Genomic DNA, 17,988 nt, shown 5'->3' with positions numbered 1-17,988 from the left:
ACTCGTCCACTGGAACCCCTTTCGTGTTGCTTTGAGCGGCTCACGAAGGGGGTTCCGCCTTTAGACCCCCGGAAATGTCAAACTTCGGCTGCCTCCCCGGCAGAGCCGGGGGATCTCCTAAGGTATTAGCCCCCGCGGGGCCCGGGGCGGCGCCCCGGCGCGGCGGCTTGCGATGAGACCAATGTTCAGCATCCTTAATGCCACGCAATCACGGCGCGAGCGACGCGACGAACACGTCCGACGAGTAAAGACCGACATGACCGAAGCTCGCGACGAGCTCTTGGTCTCCCCAGTGAATGGCTCCCTCGAAACTACCGCCCACGTAAATCTGGCCCGCCGCATTCACGCCAACGGCCTCGCCCCATTGTGGCATGGATTTCGCATCGAAGTCCCCTTCCACGCGCGACCACCGGAATGCGCCGTCCGCGGCCGAATACGAGGCGACCACGATATCCGACGAGCCGGTCGTCGTCTGCGCCGTACCGCTCCCGAAGTCGACCGAGCCGCGCAGCGCGCCGGTCACCACGACGTCGCCGTTGTTTCCGAACGTGACGCCCTTCAGACCTCCGGCACCCGAAAAAACCCTCCCCCATACCGGCGTGGTGGACCCGTCGAGCTTCACCATGAAAAACGTCCCGTTTTGCGGGCCGGCGACTCCGAGATCGACGACGATCGGCGTGTCCCCCGAGTCCGTCGCCAGGACGAGCGTGTCGTCCGGCCCCGCGCTCACGCGAACCAGCAAATTTGACGACGAAGTCGCGTCGCCCGGAAAGCTCCTGCTCGCGAGGTGCTCTCCGGTCGCCGAGAGCCTCGCGACGAAGAACCCCTTGGCGAGCGTCGCGACGCCGAAGTCGATCGTATTGTCGTTGTATCCCGAGATCACGACCCGGCCTTGCGTGTCGAAGGCGGCGCCCGTGGCCGCCTGGAAACTGGCGTCCCCGTAGCGCTTCGTGAAGATCTGTTGACCATCTCCCGAGAATTTCACCACGAATGCATCCGAGCCATTGGAAATGATCTGGTTGCCGCCGAAGGTCAGGTTGCCGGTGAAATAGCCGACCAGCGCGATCGAGCCATCGGCGCCGCACGCGACTGCTTTTGCGTAGGCCGAGCCCGAGCCGTTCGAGACCAAGGAGAAGCGATGGTTGCCAGCCGGATCGTAGCTGACCACGAACGTCTGCACCGACCCGGTGCCGACCTTCAAGCCTCCGCCCGCGTTGATGCCGTCGCCGTTGGTCTCGCCGACGACCACGACGTTGCCCTGCGGATCGACGCACGCGCCGCGCATGTACAGATTGTTGAGCGCCGCAATCTTGCGCGCCCAGATGGGTTGGCCGGTACTGTCGAGCTTCGCTACGAACCCGTCGCGGGCGCTCCCCCCGTCGCCGAGCCCAAGGCCTCCGTCGAAGTCCATCGTGGAAAGATAATGGCCCGCGATGAGCACGTTCCCTCCCGCGTCCACCGCGAGCCCCCCGAGTTTTTCTTCGGTTTGGTTCATGAGGTTGCTGCCGAAGCGTCGGCTCCAGCTCGTCGAGCCGGGGCACGCCGCGTTCGCGCCATTGCAGTCCTCGTCCGCAGCCGTCTTGCAATCGTCCGTCGCCGGCAAGACCTCCCCCTCGCACGGACCAAAGCCGGAGCCGTCGGGCAGGCACGTCGACATCCCGCCGAGGCACGTCCCCACGCCTTCCGTGCCGCCGGGCCCGTCATAACAGCTCTTCGGCGTGCCAGGTATGCAGATTTGCGCACCGCTCGAAGCGCTCGATGTCCCGCCCATGCCGCCAGCGCCTCCGCCCATTCCACCAGAGCCGCCCGTGCCCATGCCGCCAGAGCCGCCCATTCCACCAGAGCCGCCCGTGGCCATTCCACCAGAACCGCCCCCGCCCATGCCTCCAGAGCCGCCCGTGGCCATTCCACCAGAGCCTCCAGAGCCGCCCGTGGCCATTCCACCAGAGCCGCCCCCGCCCATGCCTCCAGAGCCGCCTGTGCCGCTGGTTCCCGTCCCGGGATCTTCCGAACATGCGCCGGCCAGAAGCCCCCATGCAACCACAACGAGCGTACGTGTTTTCATCGTCATTCTCTCCGTTCTCACGAGGCGCTCGACCTCGGCGATCGAGACGGTGCCATCGTGTTCAAGTTAACAGAACGAACGTTCGTTCGTGACTCTGGTTAGCAGAGTATCAGAAGGGGGACAAGGAGGTTTTCGACGTCGGCAGGCGGCGAGGCAGGCGCACCGCGAAGGATGCGTTGGGCTCCGCTTCTGCTGTGGAAGGGGATCTTCTCAAAATGGGCGTGAGACTGCCCGTACGGAGGCGGACGGCGTTCTCCACGATCCTGCGGCCCTGGACCTGGAGAGCGCCGCAGCCGTCGACGGGACCGCCCTCGGGATGTCGCGCGCGGGGCGGTTCCCCTTGCCGGGGCGCCCGCCCGCCGCGAGCCCCTTTACTTCGGGGGCAGGATTAAAGTGGGAACGAGAGACGAGACCACGCGGTCGGAGGCAGTTCTGGACAGCCGTTGACGCTGACCCCAATGCCCACACTGGAAAGCGCCAAGTTTCAGCCCGGCAAAACGAGCGCTCGGCCCGTAAAACCACGGTTTGTCCGAGAGCCGTTTGTCGGCTCCCCTGACCTTGGGCCAAAAAGTGCACATCGAAGGAACGGTGAGGTTAGCTACACGATCAGGAACTGCACGAGGAGAAGCGCAGGCGTGGGCGGCAAAGGAAGATGCGAAGGGGCACACGTGCGCGTGTGGCTGCCGTGGGAGGATACGGGTGACGGCGAGGCAGTTCAAGACGGGTTTGCCGAGGTGGTTGCGGGGGCATCATTTTGGGGTTTGAGTTGAGCGGTTGACGTTCGCGGGCCGACGCAAAGCCTTCAGTTGGCGGCGGGGTGGCGGCCGCCAGGTGCCGCCATGGCGGCCGCCATGAGTTCGGCAGCGAAAACGTCGAGAAAACTGCGGCAAATTCGTTTGGCACGGCGAGCGCATAGCGCGTGGATGCTCGAGTCCGCACGTCATACTGAACACTCACCAGCCCTACCAATACGAACGTCGTCGCCCCGAGGAGAGTATCCTTTATCGGGTGTTGAGCGAGGTTTGGCCGGCATTTCGTGAGCGTATAGAAGGATTGAGCAGTTTGCCGAAGTTCGTCGTGCGCGAAGTGGACGAGTATTTGCGTTGCGGGTTGCTCGAGAAGAGGGCGGCGGGGAGGCGCTTTTGGGCGAGCGTTGTCCTTTTCCCCGCCGCTCTCCTCTGGCGGCCGTTTGTCGGATCTCGGGCGGTTGCGCTGTGTCGATGTCCTCTGTGCACGTCGCGCGACGCCGCCCCCGGTTCCACCAGATCGAACGGCCCCGACCCTGGCGCTCCATTCCACGAGCAGCGCGGGACGGGCTCAGCCAGTGTTCCACGGCGGCTTGGTCATTCATGACGGCGGCTTGGTCGTTCGAATTTGCAACGCCACCATCATCCCCGGTGACTCCAATCCGTCTTCCAGACATAGCAATACCACGCCCTGCTCTGATCAGGGACACCGCTCGGATCGATGCTCTCCATCTCCGCGTGCCATTCGTTCTCCGCGATAGACTGGCACCCCGCCGATGCCAAGCCCGTATTGACACCGGGATTGCAGGTGAGGTTGAACTTGATCGTCCACTTGAGGTCGCCGCCTTCGTAGACGATCTGTCCCGATACGCCCACCGGGGCGGTCACTCCGTCGGCAGATACCTCGCAGATGACGGAGTGAATGTCCAGCGTCTCGGGCGGCTCTTTCCCCGGCACCCACGATCCCTTGTCTAGGGTCATGCTGGTCCGCCTGACCGTTATATTGCGGGAGTCGAGCTTAAGCTGGACGACGGGAGGCAGGGGATCGGGGATGGCACCGTAGTAGTTGTCGATCCGCTGCATGTCCTCCCTGGAGAACGAGCTCCCCTTCTGGATGAAGCGATTGTAGTCGGAGCCGAGTACGGAGCACCCGCAATAGACAGTAACCTCCCCCGACGGGTACGCGACGTTGGTCGAGATGTAGATGCGATCGCCCTTGGCAAACTTGTGATCGTGCCAGAACTTCCGCGCCGCGATGCCCGCCTTCATGGCGTCACCGACGATCTCGAAGACCACGTCCCGAAAGGCGCCGGCGGGGTTATAGAGCATGGTGATCAGTTCCCCCCACCAGTTGAAGGCGTCGGAGGCAGCGACCATGTCGTTGATGGTATTTGCGGCCGCGTCCGTCGTGATCTCGTACAGATCGGCCCCGGGCCCGCTGCCTTTCTCGGCGGGCGTGGAGGGAGCGCTCTTGGAATTGGTTTGTCTGTTGAACCTGACCCCGTCAACCCTCGCTACGTTCGCCCAGAACGTGGCCGTCTCTGGATCTTCATGCATCGGATAGCCCATGGAATTCTCCTTTTCGGGGCGGATGAGTGCACGAGATACACCCCGCGCCAACCCTACACCCCGCTTTACGCGGACAAGACATCCGAAAAAATGTAGCTGTCAAAGGCTTCCTGTCCGGTGGATCAGATTTGTGCGGCGACCGCAAAAGCGAAGGAAACGCTAGAACTCTCGCGCCTGTCAATCTCCAGATAAAGTGAGTCGCGCTACCCGCAATGGCGACGCATCGGCATGCATCGTCTCATACTCGTTGAAGAAAGGCTTGACGAGACTCACACCTCTGCCGTTCACGACCGCTGTCACCGCTCCTCCCGATCCGCAGAAATCTGGACCGGCCGCCCGACGTTCGCAACGCCTCTGCCGACCGGTCCGTCTCTCCCGCCGCCGCGATCTACCGCTTCTTCTTCGCGGCCGCGGCGCCGTTTCTCCGCTCCGCGGCCTCCTTCGCCTCACGGAGCCTGTAGCTCTCGCCCTCGATCATGATGATCTCGGCGTGGTGGACGACGCGGTCGATCAGCGCCGTCGCGCACGTCGCGTTCGGGAAGATCGTTGGCCAATCGCTGAAGGCGAGGTTCGTCGTCAGCACGATGCTCTTCTTCTCGTATCGCAGGTTCACGAGCTGGAATAACAGGTCCTCGTTGCGCCCGTCGAAGGACAGGTATCCCACCTCGTCGAGCACGAGAAGCGTCGCCTTCGCGTAATGCTTCAGCCGCTTGTCCAGCGCTCGGCTCGTTTCCCGCGCGCCCAGATCGAGCAGGAGCTGCGCGGCGGTCGTGAAGATGACGGAGTGGCCGGCGAGCACCGCCTGGTGCGCGATGTTGCGCGCGATCATCGACTTGCCGAGCCCGTGTGATGCCACCAGCACGACATTCTTCGATTGCTCGATGAATTCGAGCCGGAGCGCGGCCTCCACCAGCTCGCGGTCGATCCTCGTCGGCCAGTCCCAGTCGAAATCCGTCATCGACTTGAAGCGGCCCACCCGGCTGCGCGACATTCGTCGTTCCAGGCTGTTGTTCGCGCGCTCCTTCTCCTCGAGCTCGACGATCTGCTCGACGAACGCGCTTCGCGCGAGCGGTTGCGCGGACGTCTACGCGGTACTTGCATTCCAAGCCGAATGCGCGAGGCCGTCGGCTCGACAGCGCATGTGCGCGGCGCCTGACACGGGGCCGGGCCAGCGTCCAGACGGTGGTGGGCGAGGTGATACGATCAAAAAGCACGCGGGGGTGTGCTCCGCCACCTCGCCAAACAGTCAGGCCAAACGAGCGCTCGGCCCGAAAAACCGCGGTTTGTCCGAGAGCCGTTTGTCGGCGCCGCTCACGTAGAAACCGCAAAACGCCTCCGCGCTCCCCGCCCACCGAGCCCCACCGCCCCGAGAGAGAATCGTGTCCGCACGGGGCGGAGCGTACCCGAAAGGGGGTTTTAGGGGCGACAAATCCTCCCCGGAAAGTCCTTTGCCCTTCCGCGAGGTACCGCGCGTGGGCGGAGGCCGAGAACGCCAAGGGGGGCATTAACGGGTTGAAGTACCGGAGGTGCGCGCGGGCGAGCACGAAGAAGTGCTGAGGTCCACCTCTGGAGGTTCGGGGCGGGTGTCATGAACGACATGATCAACAGGCAGCCATGCGATCCGGCTGTCTCCCTGTTCGGCCAGGGAAAATCCTCGGCCGAGATCTGGTCCGCGCTCGTGTCGAGCGGCGTGGCGCCGGCCGCGGCGGAGGCCCATGTGAACAGCCTCCTCCTCGCTGTCGCACTGCTTGGCCAGGGCAAGTCCGCGGTCGAGATCTGGTCTGCGCTCGTGTCGAGCGGCGCGGCGCCGGCCGCGGCGGAGACGCTCGTGAGGGATCTCGTCGAGGTCCGCCGAATGCAGCTGGCAAGACAGCGCGAGGAGGAGGAGCACCGGAGCTCCGGGTTCTGCAAGAGGTGCTATGACGAGTCCACCCCGCTGTCGCCTGGCAACATCTCGACCGTCAATGGCACGGGGACGATGTTCTACGGAGAGGACCGGGGATGCTGCGACTGCGGCTCCGTGGTCCGGGTCCACTGGGTCGTCTTCTGCGGCTTGCCGCTCATTCCGCTGGGAACCTACCGTTATCGGGACCTGTACGGCGAGGGGACCTCGAGCAAGTTCCTTGCCCGCCGGACGCAGACGAACTCGCAGCAGATCGCCATCCACTACTCGCTTTCGCTTGTGGTGCTGTTCGTGTTCGTCGCCGTCGTGATGGCCATCCGCTCGGGGAATCGGTAGGACGAGAGCCCTGGGCCCCGGCCTTCACATCCGGACGACCTCGACGCTCCGCACGCCAATCCGGATCTCCCCCGTGTCCGGCCGCCGCTCCACGAGCCCCGCGGCATTCTGGACGCCCAGGACCGCGAGCTGTTTGCGGGCGCGGTGGATGTCGACGTTCAGTTTGTTCGCGTCCGTCGCCAGCATCCGGCATAACGCCTCGCGCCCGAGCCAGCCTCGTTTTGCCGCCGGCGCGTCGCGATCCTCGAGCCACGCGCGGGCCAGCGTGACCAGGAGGTAATGGTGGGTCCGTGCCGGGAGCTCCGCCTCTCGCCGGCCCATCACCACCGTCGCCGTCACCTGCTCTTCATTCTGGCTCACGGCGAGCCGCAGATGAATGCTCTCCAGCATCGGGCTCCTGATGTCGCTCTGCCAGGTCTCGGTATCGCGCGGCGGAAGCTCGAGCGTCCAGGATTCACCCGCAATCGTGATGACCTGCCGATCCTCGACCGGCTGCACATCGTCGCCGGTCTCGGTCACCCATTGGCCCTCGCCATTCTCGAATACACTCACGAGCGGCAGCTCCTCGTCCGGCAGGAGAAGCATGCCCCCCGAGGCGGCGCGCCGCGCCCCGCTTGCATGGTGCCGAGCCGCCGCGCCCGGCGGGGAGCCGTCGGTCAACACGAACGTGGGGCTCGGGCCTCCCAGCGAGAATGCCGCCCCCTCCGCGAGCGGCACACGCTCTCCAGGCGAAAGGCGCTGGCCCCCGAGCAGCGTCCCGTTCCGGCTGCCGAGGTCCCTGAGCTCCCAGCGCCCACCTGTCCAGTGCAAGCTGGCGTGCTCCGCAGAAACACGCCGTTCGTCCACGCGCACGTCACAGGCCGAATGCCGCCCAATCAGACACCGCACCCCCAGGGTAACATAATCCTGTGTCGACTCGTTCTTGAGTGTCCCCATCCTCGCCCTCACTCAAAGGCCGAGCCGCAGCCTACCATGCCCGTCCAATCCCGTGTATACGCCATCGTCATGGATCCCAGCCCCGTTCCTCCGCCGACGGTGGATGCCTCCAGCGACTCGACGGCGTCCATCCTCACCGCCGAGACCGACTCCGGTGTGCGCGCGGTCGAGCCGATGGAAGCCGTGGAGCCGCCGCTGCCGCGCCGCTACGAGGATCTCGGTCGCATCGCCCGCGGGGGGGCCGGCGACGTGCGGCGCGTGCGCGATTTGCTCTTCGGGCGTGTGCTCGCCATGAAAGTGCTGCGCTGGGAGCACGTGCAAAACCCGCGGATGCGCGCCCGCTTCATCAGCGAGATCGAGCTCACGGCGCGGCTGCAACACCCGGGAATCATTCCCGTTCACGAGCGAGGCCAGTTCGACGACGGCAGGCCCTGGTTCACCATGCAGGAGGTCCGCGGACGTACATTCGACGCCGTGATTGCGGAGCTCTACGGGGCCGCGGGGCCGACGGGCTTCGGGCCCACGCCCTCGGGCTGGACGTTCCGCCGCGCCGTCGACGCGTTCGCGCGCATCACCCAGGCGGTCGCGTACGCGCACGGCGAGGGGATTCTTCATCGCGATCTCAAGCCGATGAACCTCATGGTTGGTGAGCAAGGCGAGGCGTTCGTCATGGACTGGGGCCTCGCGCGCCGCATTGGCGATCCGCTGCCGAGCGAGCCGGACGATGACGACGCAATCCACGAAGGCGACGGAGGCGACGAAGGGGGGCTCACGCGCCACGGCGAGGTGCTCGGGACGCCCACGTACATGCCGCCCGAACAGGCGGGCGGCGAGCACGCCATGCATGGCAAGCCGAGTGATGTCTACGCCCTCGGCGCCATCCTTTATCAACTCCTCGCCGGGCGCCCGCCCTATCGAGGCAGTGGCCTTGCCATCTGGCGGCAGGTGCTCGCGGGCCCCCCGATCCCGGTCGCCGAGGCGGCCCGGGGTGGCCCTGCATTGCCGCGGGAGCTCGTCGCGATATGCGAGCGCGCCATGCAGCGCGATCCTGCCGCGCGGTACCCCGACGCCGCGGCTCTCGGCCGTGAGGTCCTCGATTGGCTCGACGGGGCGCGCCGCCGCGAGCAGGCCCGCCTCGCGCTCGCGGAGGCGGCGGCGCTCCTGCCGGAAATCGCGGAGCTGCGGGCACGAGCGCGCGAGATCACAGCGCGCGCGCGGCGGCTCATGGAGGCGGTGCGCCCCTACGATCCGGTGGAGGTCAAGCGGCCAGCCTGGGCGCTCGAAGACGAAGCGTCGCGGATTGCACAGGACGCGGTGCTCCGCGAGGCGGCCCTGCTGCAAGCGGCGCACGGCGCTCTGATCCTGGACCCCGAGCTGCCCGAGGCGCACGCACTGCTCGCCGATCGTCATTGCGACGAGCTCGTCGCCGCCGAACGCGCGCGCCGGCATGAGGACGCGGCTCGCGCCGAGGCCATGCTCCGGACCCACGATCGGGGGCGACACGCGGCCATTTTGCGCGGCGACGGCGCGCTCTCGCTCGTGACCGATCCCGAAGGCGCCGAGGTGCTGCTCTGTCGGTTCGCCGCGCGCGACAGGCGCCTCGTGGCCGAGCCGGTGCGGCATCTCGGGCGCGCGCCGATCCGGGAGGCGGTGTTGCCCCGCGGCAGCTATCTCCTCGTGATCTCGGCGCCGGGGCGGGCGGAGGTGCGCCTGCCGGTATGCATCGAGCGGGGCGCCCACTGGGACGGCACGCCGCCGGGCGAGACAGGGCCTCGTATCCTCTCGTTGCCCCTCCTGCATGCGCTCGGCCCGGACGATTGCTTCGTGCCCGCGGGGTATGCCGACATCGGCGGCGATCCGGAGGCGCCGGACAGCCTGCCCGCCCGGCGGGTATGGATCGATGCGTTCGTCTTGCGCCGCTTCCCCGTGACGAACGGCGAATACCTTGCGTTCCTGAACGCGCTGCTCGGCGAGGGCCGCGAGGAGGAGGCGCTCGCGTGCGTACCGCGCACCGCGCACGGGATGGCGGAGGCCAGGGACGAGCGGCCGCTGTTTGGTCGCGAGGCCGGGGGGCGCTTCATGCTGGCGGTCGACGAGGCCGGCGCGCGATTGGCGTCGGAGTGGCCCGTGGCGTCCATCGATTGGTACGCGGCGCTTTCGTACGCGCGCTGGCTCTCGGCGCAGACGGGGCTGCCCTGGCGACTGCCGAACGAGCTCGAACGCGAGAAAGCCGCGCGCGGGGTGGATGGCCGAGCCTACCCGTGGGGCGATTACCCGGACGCGACGTTTGCGTGCGTGCTCGAGAGCCACGCGGGCGTGCCGATGCGCGTCGCAGCGGACAGCTATCCGGCCGACGAAAGCCCTTATGGGGTGCGCGGGCTCAGCGGCAACTCGCGAGATTGGTGCTGCAACGTGTGGCGGCGCGAGGGGCCGGCAATCGTGGGGGAGCGAGTGCTCGTCGACGAGGCGTCGCCTGGCGATCCGGAGCACCGGGCGGTGCGGGGCGGTGGATGGAGCAGCGCGCTTCCCTTCGCGCGGGCGGCGGGGCGCTTCGGGCTCCTGCCTGGGATACGGCGAGCGACGGTGGGACTACGGGTCGCGCGGAGCTTGACCGCGAACATGGATCCGCGCTGAATCGCACGTCTTTGTGGTCAGGGCGACTTCGAATCGGCATACCACATCCGTCCGGACCCGAGCGCCGAGACCTGGGTATACGTCCCGCTCGGTTCGAAGGACGGCGCCGGGGCCGTGGTTTTCTTCTGATACCATCGCAGCATCGAAATGGTCGCGTCCGGCTCCTTGTCGCTGATCGCGATACGCACGTAATAGTCCTCGGTCGCGTGCTTGTAGAGAGTGCCGGTTGTGAGGTCGGTGTCCACCTCGGTCCAGTCCGCCGCGCAGGGAGCGGTGAACTCCTGCGCATTCGTGGGGGCCAAGGGCCGCGAATCGGTCCAGGCCTTGTCGCCCACGCAGGTGACGACGAGCCCGTTCTCGACCGTCAAGCCCGCCTTGTCCACGAGCCAGTACTCCACACCAGCGTTGTACCCCGCGCCGGCGACCCGGGTGGCAATGATGTCCGCGAACTTCCGGCTCCCGCTCCATTCGATCTTGTAATACCGCCAATCCAAAAGCCCTGGATCGAGCTGGGCGTTCAACGGATGGACACCACCGGTCGCGTCACTCTTCTCTTTGTTGTGCATGCGTACCCTCCTACCCGAGCGCGGGGGCCCGGTCAATTACACGCCCGTTACACCGCCGGGCCGATTGGACGACGCGAAAGCGAAGAAGGTCAAGGAAGGGGGCCGCGCCCCTGCTTCGAGAGCCTGAGCATTGGTCTCTTCTTGAGGCCGCCGCGCCGGGGCGCTGCCCCGGACCCCGCGGGGGCTGTTCGCCCCTCGACCCGAACCAGGGCAAGCCCTGGACCATTCGTGGAAGAACTGCGCGATGCGCAGTTCTTCCAACAGGCCCGCTGCCGGTTGAGATGTCAGCGCTGCTGTCTTGGCGGGCAGGATCGCTCCTGGTCTTGACTCGGCTGTTCGATGAACTGCGCATCGCGCAGTTCATCGACCCCGGGTCCAGCCCCTGGCTGGTCCGGGTCCAGGGGCGGATAGCCCCTGGTGGGGCCTGGGGCAACGCCCCAGCTCAGCGCCTCCCAGATGAGACCAATGCTCAGTTCGAGAGCGCGGGCTCGTCGAGAGGCGGGGCGCCGGGCTTGTCGAGGGTCGAACCAGGGCGGCTCGCAGCGAGCGACCGCCGCCCTGTTCGAGCCTGAGCGTGCGACCGCTCGAGGACGTCCTTACGGACGGTAGACCGTCACGAAGGGGTCCCAGGTGACGGCGTTCACCTTCTCCCTGCCCAGGTAGATGTCGACGGAGAAGGAATAAGCGATCTTGGGGCTCACCATCTCGTCGCGGTTCGACATTTGCGTCTCGCACGCGATGAAGGGGCGATTGATGCCCTGCGTGGCGACGGGCGTGGGAGGCCCAAACGTGTTTTTCCCGGGAGTGATCGTGCCCGGAGCGCTGTAATAGGGGGTATCTCCCGCGCCGTTGTTGCTGATCCAGTCCACGAGGTACTTGCTGGCATCGCCCTGGGGCGGGGATTCGGTCGCTCCCCAGAGCTCGACCTTCGTGATGATCGCGTGGTAGAGATCGGCCTCGCCGCCGGCGCCCTCGGCAAGCTGGAGCGGCTCCACGCGCCACCGCAACTGCTCGGAGGCGGGGACGCGCACCCAGAGCTCGTTCGAGCCCTGCGAGTTGCCCTGGACGATCGAGGGATCGGCGGCATACATCTGCACGGTGCCGGTCTTGGCGTTGACGATGATCAAGATATCCTGAGCCATGATCGATGCTCCTCTCTTTACGGTCTTTTTATCGCCCGCATGGCGTCATTTCGATGGCCAAACGAGCGATGGTTCGAGGGGCGCGCCCGTGCGATCAGCCATGCCTGATCGCGCTGGAATCGCCTCTCGGGATCGAAGGGGGTTGCGCCGCGCCTCCGACAATCGAGAGGATGTCACCCTTTTCGCCGGAATGCACTTACTCCGCCCTTACAGCTCGGAAGGGTGCCGGTGAGCAACGTCGTCGAGTGCTGTAATGAACGTGTAATCGACCGATCGATGTTCTAGGCCTGCGGCCCTCCGGATGTCGGTGGCCCGGCGCAAGGGAGTTCGAGGGTGAAGGTCGCTCCCACGCCTGGCTCGCTCTGGACACGGAGCGTGCCCCCGTGCGCCTCCGCGATCCTCCGGCTGATGTACAGGCCGAGCCCAAGCCCGCCGTAGTTCTTGGATACGGCGCGCTCGAAGCGCTCGAAGATCCGGCCCTGCCTCGCCGGATCGATACCGATTCCATGATCCGCCACCGCGAGCCACGCGGTCCCGGCCTCCTTGCCGAGGGAGATCTCGATGGGCTTGCCGGCCCCGAACTTGATCGCATTGGCGAGGAGGTTCGTGACGATCTGCTCGACGCGGGAGCGATCCCAATGGCCCACGATCGGCGCGCTGTCCCGTACCGAGAGCGCGCACCTGGCCCGCTCCAGATCCAGGGTGAATTGCTCGACCACGTTCTGGGTGAGGACCCCGAGGTCGACGTCCTCTGGCTCCAGGGGAAGCCGTTCCGCGTGGATTCGCGTGACATCCAGGAGATCATCGTTCAGCCGAGCCAGGCGCGTCCCTTGCCGCAAGGCGCGCTCGACCAGCTTGCCCACGGCTTGCCCGTCGGAGAATCGACCCAATTGGATGGCCCTGCTCATCGACTGCAATGTGAGCGTGAGCGACGTGAGCGGCGTGTTGAGCTCGTGCGAGGCCACCGAGAGGAACTCGTCTCGCACGCAGATGGCCTCCTGGGTCTTGCGGTAGAGGCGCGCGTTGTCGATCGCGGTCGCGGCCCTTCGCGCCACTTCCTGGACCAGCGTGAGATCGGCGTCCCCATAACGCCGCCCCGGCGCGCACGAGGCCATGCTCAGCACCCCGAGCGTTTGCCCCCGCGCCACGAGCGGCACCGCCAAGCCCGTCCGCGTCCCCAGCGCGCGGATGAGCTCCGCGTGCGTGTCATCTTCACAGGTGGCCCGGATGTCTTCCAGGGAGAGCTCGGGCAACAGGAGCGCCTTTCCGGTCCGCAGGACCATGGCAGCCGGGTGCGGCGAATCCATCCGAGGAGGGTAGCGCTGCTTCAGCTCCTCGAGCAGCGGCTCCTTCGCGGGGTCCTTGTGGGCCCCGGAGATACGCCGGATCTCTTCACGCTCCAGGATATCGATCACGCACCAATCGCACAGCGAGCGCACGCAGAGCCGGCCCAGGCGGGCGAACGTCTCTTCGTAATCGAGCGACTCCGACAGGATGGCCCCCGTCTCGGCCAGGAAAGCCGCGCGGCGCTCCGCCTCCTCGGCCGCCGCCCGCGCCGCCTGCTCCTTGCCGTGGAGCAGCGCCTTCTCCAGGGAAATCGCCGCCTGCGTGGCGAGGAGCGACAGGGCGACGAGCCGGTCGGGCGTGAAGGCACCGGCGAGCAGGTTGTTCTCGAGATAGAGGAAATGGACCACCTCGGCCGGCCTCAGAATGGGCATGCAGAGGACGGATTTGGGCTTGTGCCGCGCGAAGTAGTCGTCGCCCGAGAACTTCCCTGCATCGGACGAGGCGTCACCGAGGATGACGCGCTCCCTCGTCCGCTGCACGTAATGGACGAGCGACACGGGGACGCGCTGCGAAACATCCACAGGCGAAGTCTTTCGGAAGCTCGTCCCCTCCCCTTTCTCTTCGAGGGCGGCCTCCGCTTCGATCGAGAGGCTTTGGCCCTGACACAGGATGAGGCAAGCGCTCTGCGCGCCGCCTTGCTCGAGCACGACCTCGAGCAGCGTGCGTACCAGTTTGTCGAGGAGGATCTCGTTCGAGATGGTTTGCGAGGCCTTGGTCACCGAAAGCAGGTCGAGCTGCTCGGGCCGGGCTGCGAAGGTGGCGTTGGGCGCGCTCAGCTTCGTCTCCAGCAATCGGGGGTAGCGCTGGTCGAGCTCGAGCACCTTGCCGTCGGCGCCCCAGCGAAGATAGCGGGCGCGGGCCTCGCGCAGGTAGGTATCGGCGAAAAGCTCGAAGCCGCGCGCGCGGTAGAAGCGCGCGGCCGTCTCGAAGGCGACCGCCTCGTTGTGGACGAAGCCATTGTCGCGCGCGGAGCGGATGGCGTCCTCGTAGAGACGCTCGGCGTCGAGGAGCCGTCCTTCGATGCGCGCGATCTCCGCGCCGACCAGCGCGGCGCGGTTCCCGAAGTTCTCGGGGCAGTTATCGGCCCACACCGCGAGCGGATCGTGGTGGGCGACGAGCTCCGCGAGGTGCCGGGGCCGCTCGTCGACAGGCGCCGTGTCGAGGTACGCAGCCCGTGCGAGCGCGCCATAAAAATGGTATTCGGCCTGCTCGAAGCAGGAGGGCAACGTCGAGAGGAGCCGCTCCGCCTTCGACGCGGCCTCGACCGCGGCGGCAAAAGCGCCCGCGGAGAAGCGCGCCTGCAGCTTGCGGATCCAGTACCAGCAGGTGGCGATCGAGAGGCGCGGATCGCTCTCCAGGTGCCGTTCGAATCGGCCCTCGTCGAACTCGGCGTCGTTGAAGGAGGCGAAATCCCGCGTCTTGCCCCGAAGAACCCGGATGAGCACGAGCTGTCCGGTGATGGAGTCGACGACGTGACCGAACTTCGCCTTCCGCACGAATTCGAGCGCGTCGTCGGCCTCTCGTTGCACCTCGCCGAGCGGCTCTCCGGCAGCGAGCAGGAGCGTCAAGGATTGGTTTCTGGCATAGGCCGCATACGTGAGATCGCCGGTCTCCTGCGCCGCGGCGAAGGCGCGCTGCAGCCACTCGAGGCCCGTGCGAAGGTGCTTCGACCATGGATGGATGCTCTTGCCGAAGAGCAGGTAGACGCGGGCCTTGAAGCGGAGCAGCCCGCGGTTCTCCAGCAGATCGAGGCCGAGCTTGCCGAAGCGGAACCCCGTCGCATAGTCGCCGAAGAGCGGTCCGAGGACGGTGCCGAGCCAGCTGTATGCGAAACACGACGCATCGCTGTTGCCATGCTCGAGGCTGATGTTCGCCATGCGAGCAATGACGATGCAGCTCAGGTTCTTGTCGATGAACTGGGCCGGGGGCGCGAGCATCGTGAGGACGTCCATCGTCGCTCGCCAGCGCGGCTCCGAGAGCGATGGCAGGTCGATGAGCCCCTCGATCGGCCGTCCCCCGAGCTTTCGCCACATCCGCTCGTATTCCCGCTGAACCTCGTCCGCCGTCGGGTGCGGCGACCACTCGATGTCGATGAGCCGGAGGTATTGCAGGCCCGCGTCGACGGCGCGGTCGGTCCGATCCTGGGTGGTATAAAGGTTGAGGCGCGCGCACGTGACGACCGCGAGGTCGACGAGGTTTGCGGCGCGGCGCCAGAGCGTCGAGAGCCGCTCTTCCGCGGACGAGAGCTCGCCCGTCAAATACTCGCACTCGGCCCGGTGGAGCTCGAGCGAAAAGACGAGCTCGTACCGAAGCTCCCAGCTCTCCTCCGGCAGGAGCGCCGAGCCAAAAGCCAGGTACTTCAATGCCGAGGCGTAGGCCGCGTTCGCCTTGGCGCGCTTGCCCGCGGCGAGGTTGAGCACCGCCACCCGCTCGCGCTCCTCCCGCGATGTAATCAGCGCGGCGCCGAGATCGAGCTGGTTCACGATTTCGAAGATCTTCTCCTCGAGCTCGTCGGGCGCCGTACGCGCCGCGAGCAGCCGGCCTATCTCCAGGTGCATCGCCGCTCGCTCGCCTGCGGGGATGAGCGAATAGGCCGCCTCCTGGACACGGTCGTGGAGAAACTTGTACGTGCCGCCCATGCGGAGAATCAGCCCCGCGCGAACGGCCTCCCACAGGTCCGCATGCGACGCCTCCTCCGAGCGGCCGCGGACCGTCGCCAGGAGGGCGACCTCCGCGGTGTTTCCCAGACAGGCGAGCTGCTTCAGCGCTTGCTGGGCGCATGGGGGAAGCCGCACGAGCTTCCCGACCATCAGGGCGACCACGTTGTCGGTGAAACCCTTTTCGCGGATCTTCGCGGTGTCCCACCGAAAGACGCCGGCGCGCCCGTCGAATTCGATCAGGCGTTCTTCGTGGAGCGCGGTGAGGAACTGGATCGCGAAGAAGGGGTTGCCGGCCGTCTTCTCGTGGACGAGGCTCGCGAGCGGCGCGGCGTCTTCGCGGGGGCAATGCAGCGTATCGCTGACGAGCGCGGCGAGGTGCTCTCGGCAGAGCGGGCCGAGCACGATGTCCGAGACGCGCACGCCCTCCTTCCGCATCTTGTCGAGCGCCCGCACGAGAGGGTGCGAGGCGGTCACCTCGTTGTCGCGATACGCGCCGATGACGAGGAGGTGGCGCGTCTCGGGGTGGGTCATCAGATCCTCGAGGAGCCCGAGGCTCGCCGCGTCGGCCCATTGCAAATCGTCGAGGAAGATCGCGACGGGGTGCTCCTTCCGGGTAAACACCCCGACGAAATGCCGGAACACCATGTGGAAGCGGTTCTGCGCCTCGGTGACGGGCAGCTCCGGGACGGGCGGCTGCCGGCCAAGGACGAGCTCGACCTGGGGGATCACGTCGACGATGAGCTGACCGTTCACCCCGAGGGCGGCCCGCAGCCGCTGCCGAAAGGAATCGATCCGGTCCTCGCTCTGGGCGAGGAGCTCGAGCACGAGCTCGCGCAGCGCCTGGACGATCGTGACGTAGGGAATATCGCGCTTGTACTGCTCGAACTTCCCCGAGACCAAGGAGCCCCGCTGCCGGAAGATCGGCTTGTACAGCTCGTGTACCAGGGCCGATTTCCCGACGCCCGAGTAACCGGAAACCAGCACGATTTCAGGGGTCCCGGTGGCGACCACCCGCTCGAAGGCGCCGAGGAGCGCGGCGAACTCCTCCGCGCGACCATAGAGCTTCTGGGGCGTCTGAAAACGATCCGCCACGTCTCGCTGCCCCAGAGGAAAGGGCTCGATCCGGCTCGTCGATTGCCACGCCGCGAGGCAACGCGCGAGGTCGTACCGGAGGCCTGTGGCGCTCTGGTAGCGCTCCTCCGCCACCTTGGAAAGCAGCCTCATGACGAGGGCCGAGACCACCTCCGGCACCGACGGAACGACCTCCCGAGGAGGCGTGGGCGACCGCGCAATGTGGCAATGTACCCATTCCAGGGGATCCGCCGCCTGGAAGGGTAGCCTGCCCGTCAGCATTTCGTAGAACGTCACGCCGAGGGAGTAGAGGTCCGAGCGGTTGTCGATCACCCGGCTCATCCGCCCCGTCTGCTCTGGCGACATGTACGGCAGCGAGCCCTCGATGAGGCGGAGGGGCTGCGCGGCCTGCGGTTCGCGGGGAAGCCGGGAAGCGATCCCGAAATCGACGATCTTCACCTCGCCGGCCTCTACGTTGACGAGGATGTTTGCCGGCTTGAGGTCCTTGTGGACGACGTCCTGGCCGTGGACTTCCGCGACGGCCTGCGCGATGGAAACGGCGAGCGGGAGAAACCTCTCCACGCCCATCGGCGCTCCGAGGAGGCGGGAAAGCGGCTCGCTGCCAGTATCCTCCATGACCAGGGCGGGCATGCCCTCGAGCGTCTCGAGCGCGAGGGGCTTCACGACCGCCGGGATGTCGAGCTTCCGGCCAATCTCGTACTCGTTCTTCAGGCGCACGAGGTCCCTCGGCCGGCACCGCCTCGGATCGAGCGTCTTGACCACCACCGGGCGCTGATCGCTCTTCCTGAGTCCGCGATGAACGGCGACCCCGTTGTTTTGGAAAAGCAGCTCTCTCAGCGTGTACATGCAACGCCCTGGGCTTCCGGAAGGCGCACACCTCTCCTTCCCCGCGCACGAGAAGCGACACCGGCAAGAGTCTCCCGGTCCAAACCCCGACCCCACCGATGACCCTGCACGTTCAGGATGTTACCATGACAGACGGGGGAAGCCGT

General features: G+C 66.5%; 8 protein-coding genes and 1 pseudogene. 2 read left to right on the top strand and 7 right to left on the bottom strand.

Annotated elements, in window-relative coordinates:
* Positions 1–208: 208 nt before the first annotated feature.
* The 3 genes and pseudogenes from KEG57_RS50525 to istB all read right to left on the bottom strand — a co-directional run.
* A complete protein-coding gene (locus KEG57_RS50525; RefSeq protein WP_272428034.1) occupies positions 209–2,065 on the bottom strand; it encodes an NHL repeat-containing protein in 1,857 nt (618 codons plus the stop codon).
* A 1,388-nt stretch (positions 2,066–3,453) separates the two neighbouring features.
* Positions 3,454–4,380 (bottom strand): hypothetical protein, encoded by a 927-nt coding sequence (locus KEG57_RS50520; RefSeq protein WP_272428033.1) that lies wholly within the window; start codon positions 4,378–4,380, stop codon positions 3,454–3,456.
* A 388-nt stretch (positions 4,381–4,768) separates the two neighbouring features.
* Positions 4,769–5,437 (bottom strand): annotated as a pseudogene (gene istB / locus KEG57_RS50515) (IS21-like element helper ATPase IstB); the annotation flags it as partial.
* A gap of 531 nt (positions 5,438–5,968) precedes the next feature.
* Between istB and KEG57_RS50510 the strand changes: the two are divergent.
* Positions 5,969–6,619 carry a hypothetical protein gene (locus KEG57_RS50510; protein WP_272428032.1) on the top strand — a complete coding sequence of 217 codons (651 nt, stop codon included), beginning with the start codon at positions 5,969–5,971 and terminating at the stop codon, positions 6,617–6,619.
* 24 nt (positions 6,620–6,643) lie between these two features.
* Here KEG57_RS50510 and KEG57_RS50505 read toward each other — a convergent pair whose 3' ends face one another.
* On the bottom strand, positions 6,644–7,555 hold the full coding sequence (locus tag KEG57_RS50505; protein ID WP_272428031.1) for an FHA domain-containing protein: 912 nt from the start codon (positions 7,553–7,555) through the stop codon (positions 6,644–6,646).
* 69 nt (positions 7,556–7,624) lie between these two features.
* On the opposite strand from KEG57_RS50505, the gene KEG57_RS50500 reads away from it, so the two are divergent.
* On the top strand, positions 7,625–10,189 hold the full coding sequence (locus KEG57_RS50500) for an SUMF1/EgtB/PvdO family nonheme iron enzyme (RefSeq protein ID WP_272428030.1): 2,565 nt from the start codon (positions 7,625–7,627) through the stop codon (positions 10,187–10,189).
* A gap of 17 nt (positions 10,190–10,206) precedes the next feature.
* Here the strand turns inward: KEG57_RS50500 and KEG57_RS50495 are convergent, their stop codons facing one another.
* The 3 genes from KEG57_RS50495 to KEG57_RS50485 all read right to left on the bottom strand — a co-directional run bounded on the left by KEG57_RS50495 (position 10,207) and on the right by KEG57_RS50485 (position 17,842).
* Positions 10,207–10,755, bottom strand: coding sequence for a hypothetical protein (locus KEG57_RS50495; RefSeq protein ID WP_272428029.1), 549 nt, complete (start codon positions 10,753–10,755; stop codon positions 10,207–10,209).
* Between the two features lie 596 nt (positions 10,756–11,351).
* Entirely contained in the window at positions 11,352–11,897 is a 546-nt protein-coding gene (locus KEG57_RS50490; RefSeq protein WP_272459921.1) for a hypothetical protein, read from the bottom strand.
* Between the two features lie 281 nt (positions 11,898–12,178).
* A complete protein-coding gene (locus KEG57_RS50485) occupies positions 12,179–17,842 on the bottom strand; it encodes an ATP-binding sensor histidine kinase (RefSeq protein WP_272459920.1) in 5,664 nt (1,887 codons plus the stop codon).
* Positions 17,843–17,988: the final 146 nt, after the last annotated feature.

Source organism: Polyangium jinanense (assembly GCF_028435365.1).
This window is presented reverse-complemented; position numbering and strand designations above follow the sequence as displayed.

Coding starts and splice junctions, on each gene's coding strand:
- KEG57_RS50510 (WP_272428032.1), top strand. CDS start 5,969: ATGAACGACATGATCAACAGGCAGCCATGCGATCCGGCTGTCTCCCTG.
- KEG57_RS50525 (WP_272428034.1), bottom strand. CDS start 2,065: ATGAAAACACGTACGCTCGTTGTGGTTGCATGGGGGCTTCTGGCCGGC.
- KEG57_RS50500 (WP_272428030.1), top strand. CDS start 7,625: ATGGATCCCAGCCCCGTTCCTCCGCCGACGGTGGATGCCTCCAGCGAC.
- KEG57_RS50495 (WP_272428029.1), bottom strand. CDS start 10,755: ATGCACAACAAAGAGAAGAGTGACGCGACCGGTGGTGTCCATCCGTTG.
- KEG57_RS50520 (WP_272428033.1), bottom strand. CDS start 4,380: ATGGGCTATCCGATGCATGAAGATCCAGAGACGGCCACGTTCTGGGCG.
- KEG57_RS50485 (WP_272459920.1), bottom strand. CDS start 17,842: ATGTACACGCTGAGAGAGCTGCTTTTCCAAAACAACGGGGTCGCCGTT.
- KEG57_RS50505 (WP_272428031.1), bottom strand. CDS start 7,555: ATGGGGACACTCAAGAACGAGTCGACACAGGATTATGTTACCCTGGGG.
- KEG57_RS50490 (WP_272459921.1), bottom strand. CDS start 11,897: ATGGCTCAGGATATCTTGATCATCGTCAACGCCAAGACCGGCACCGTG.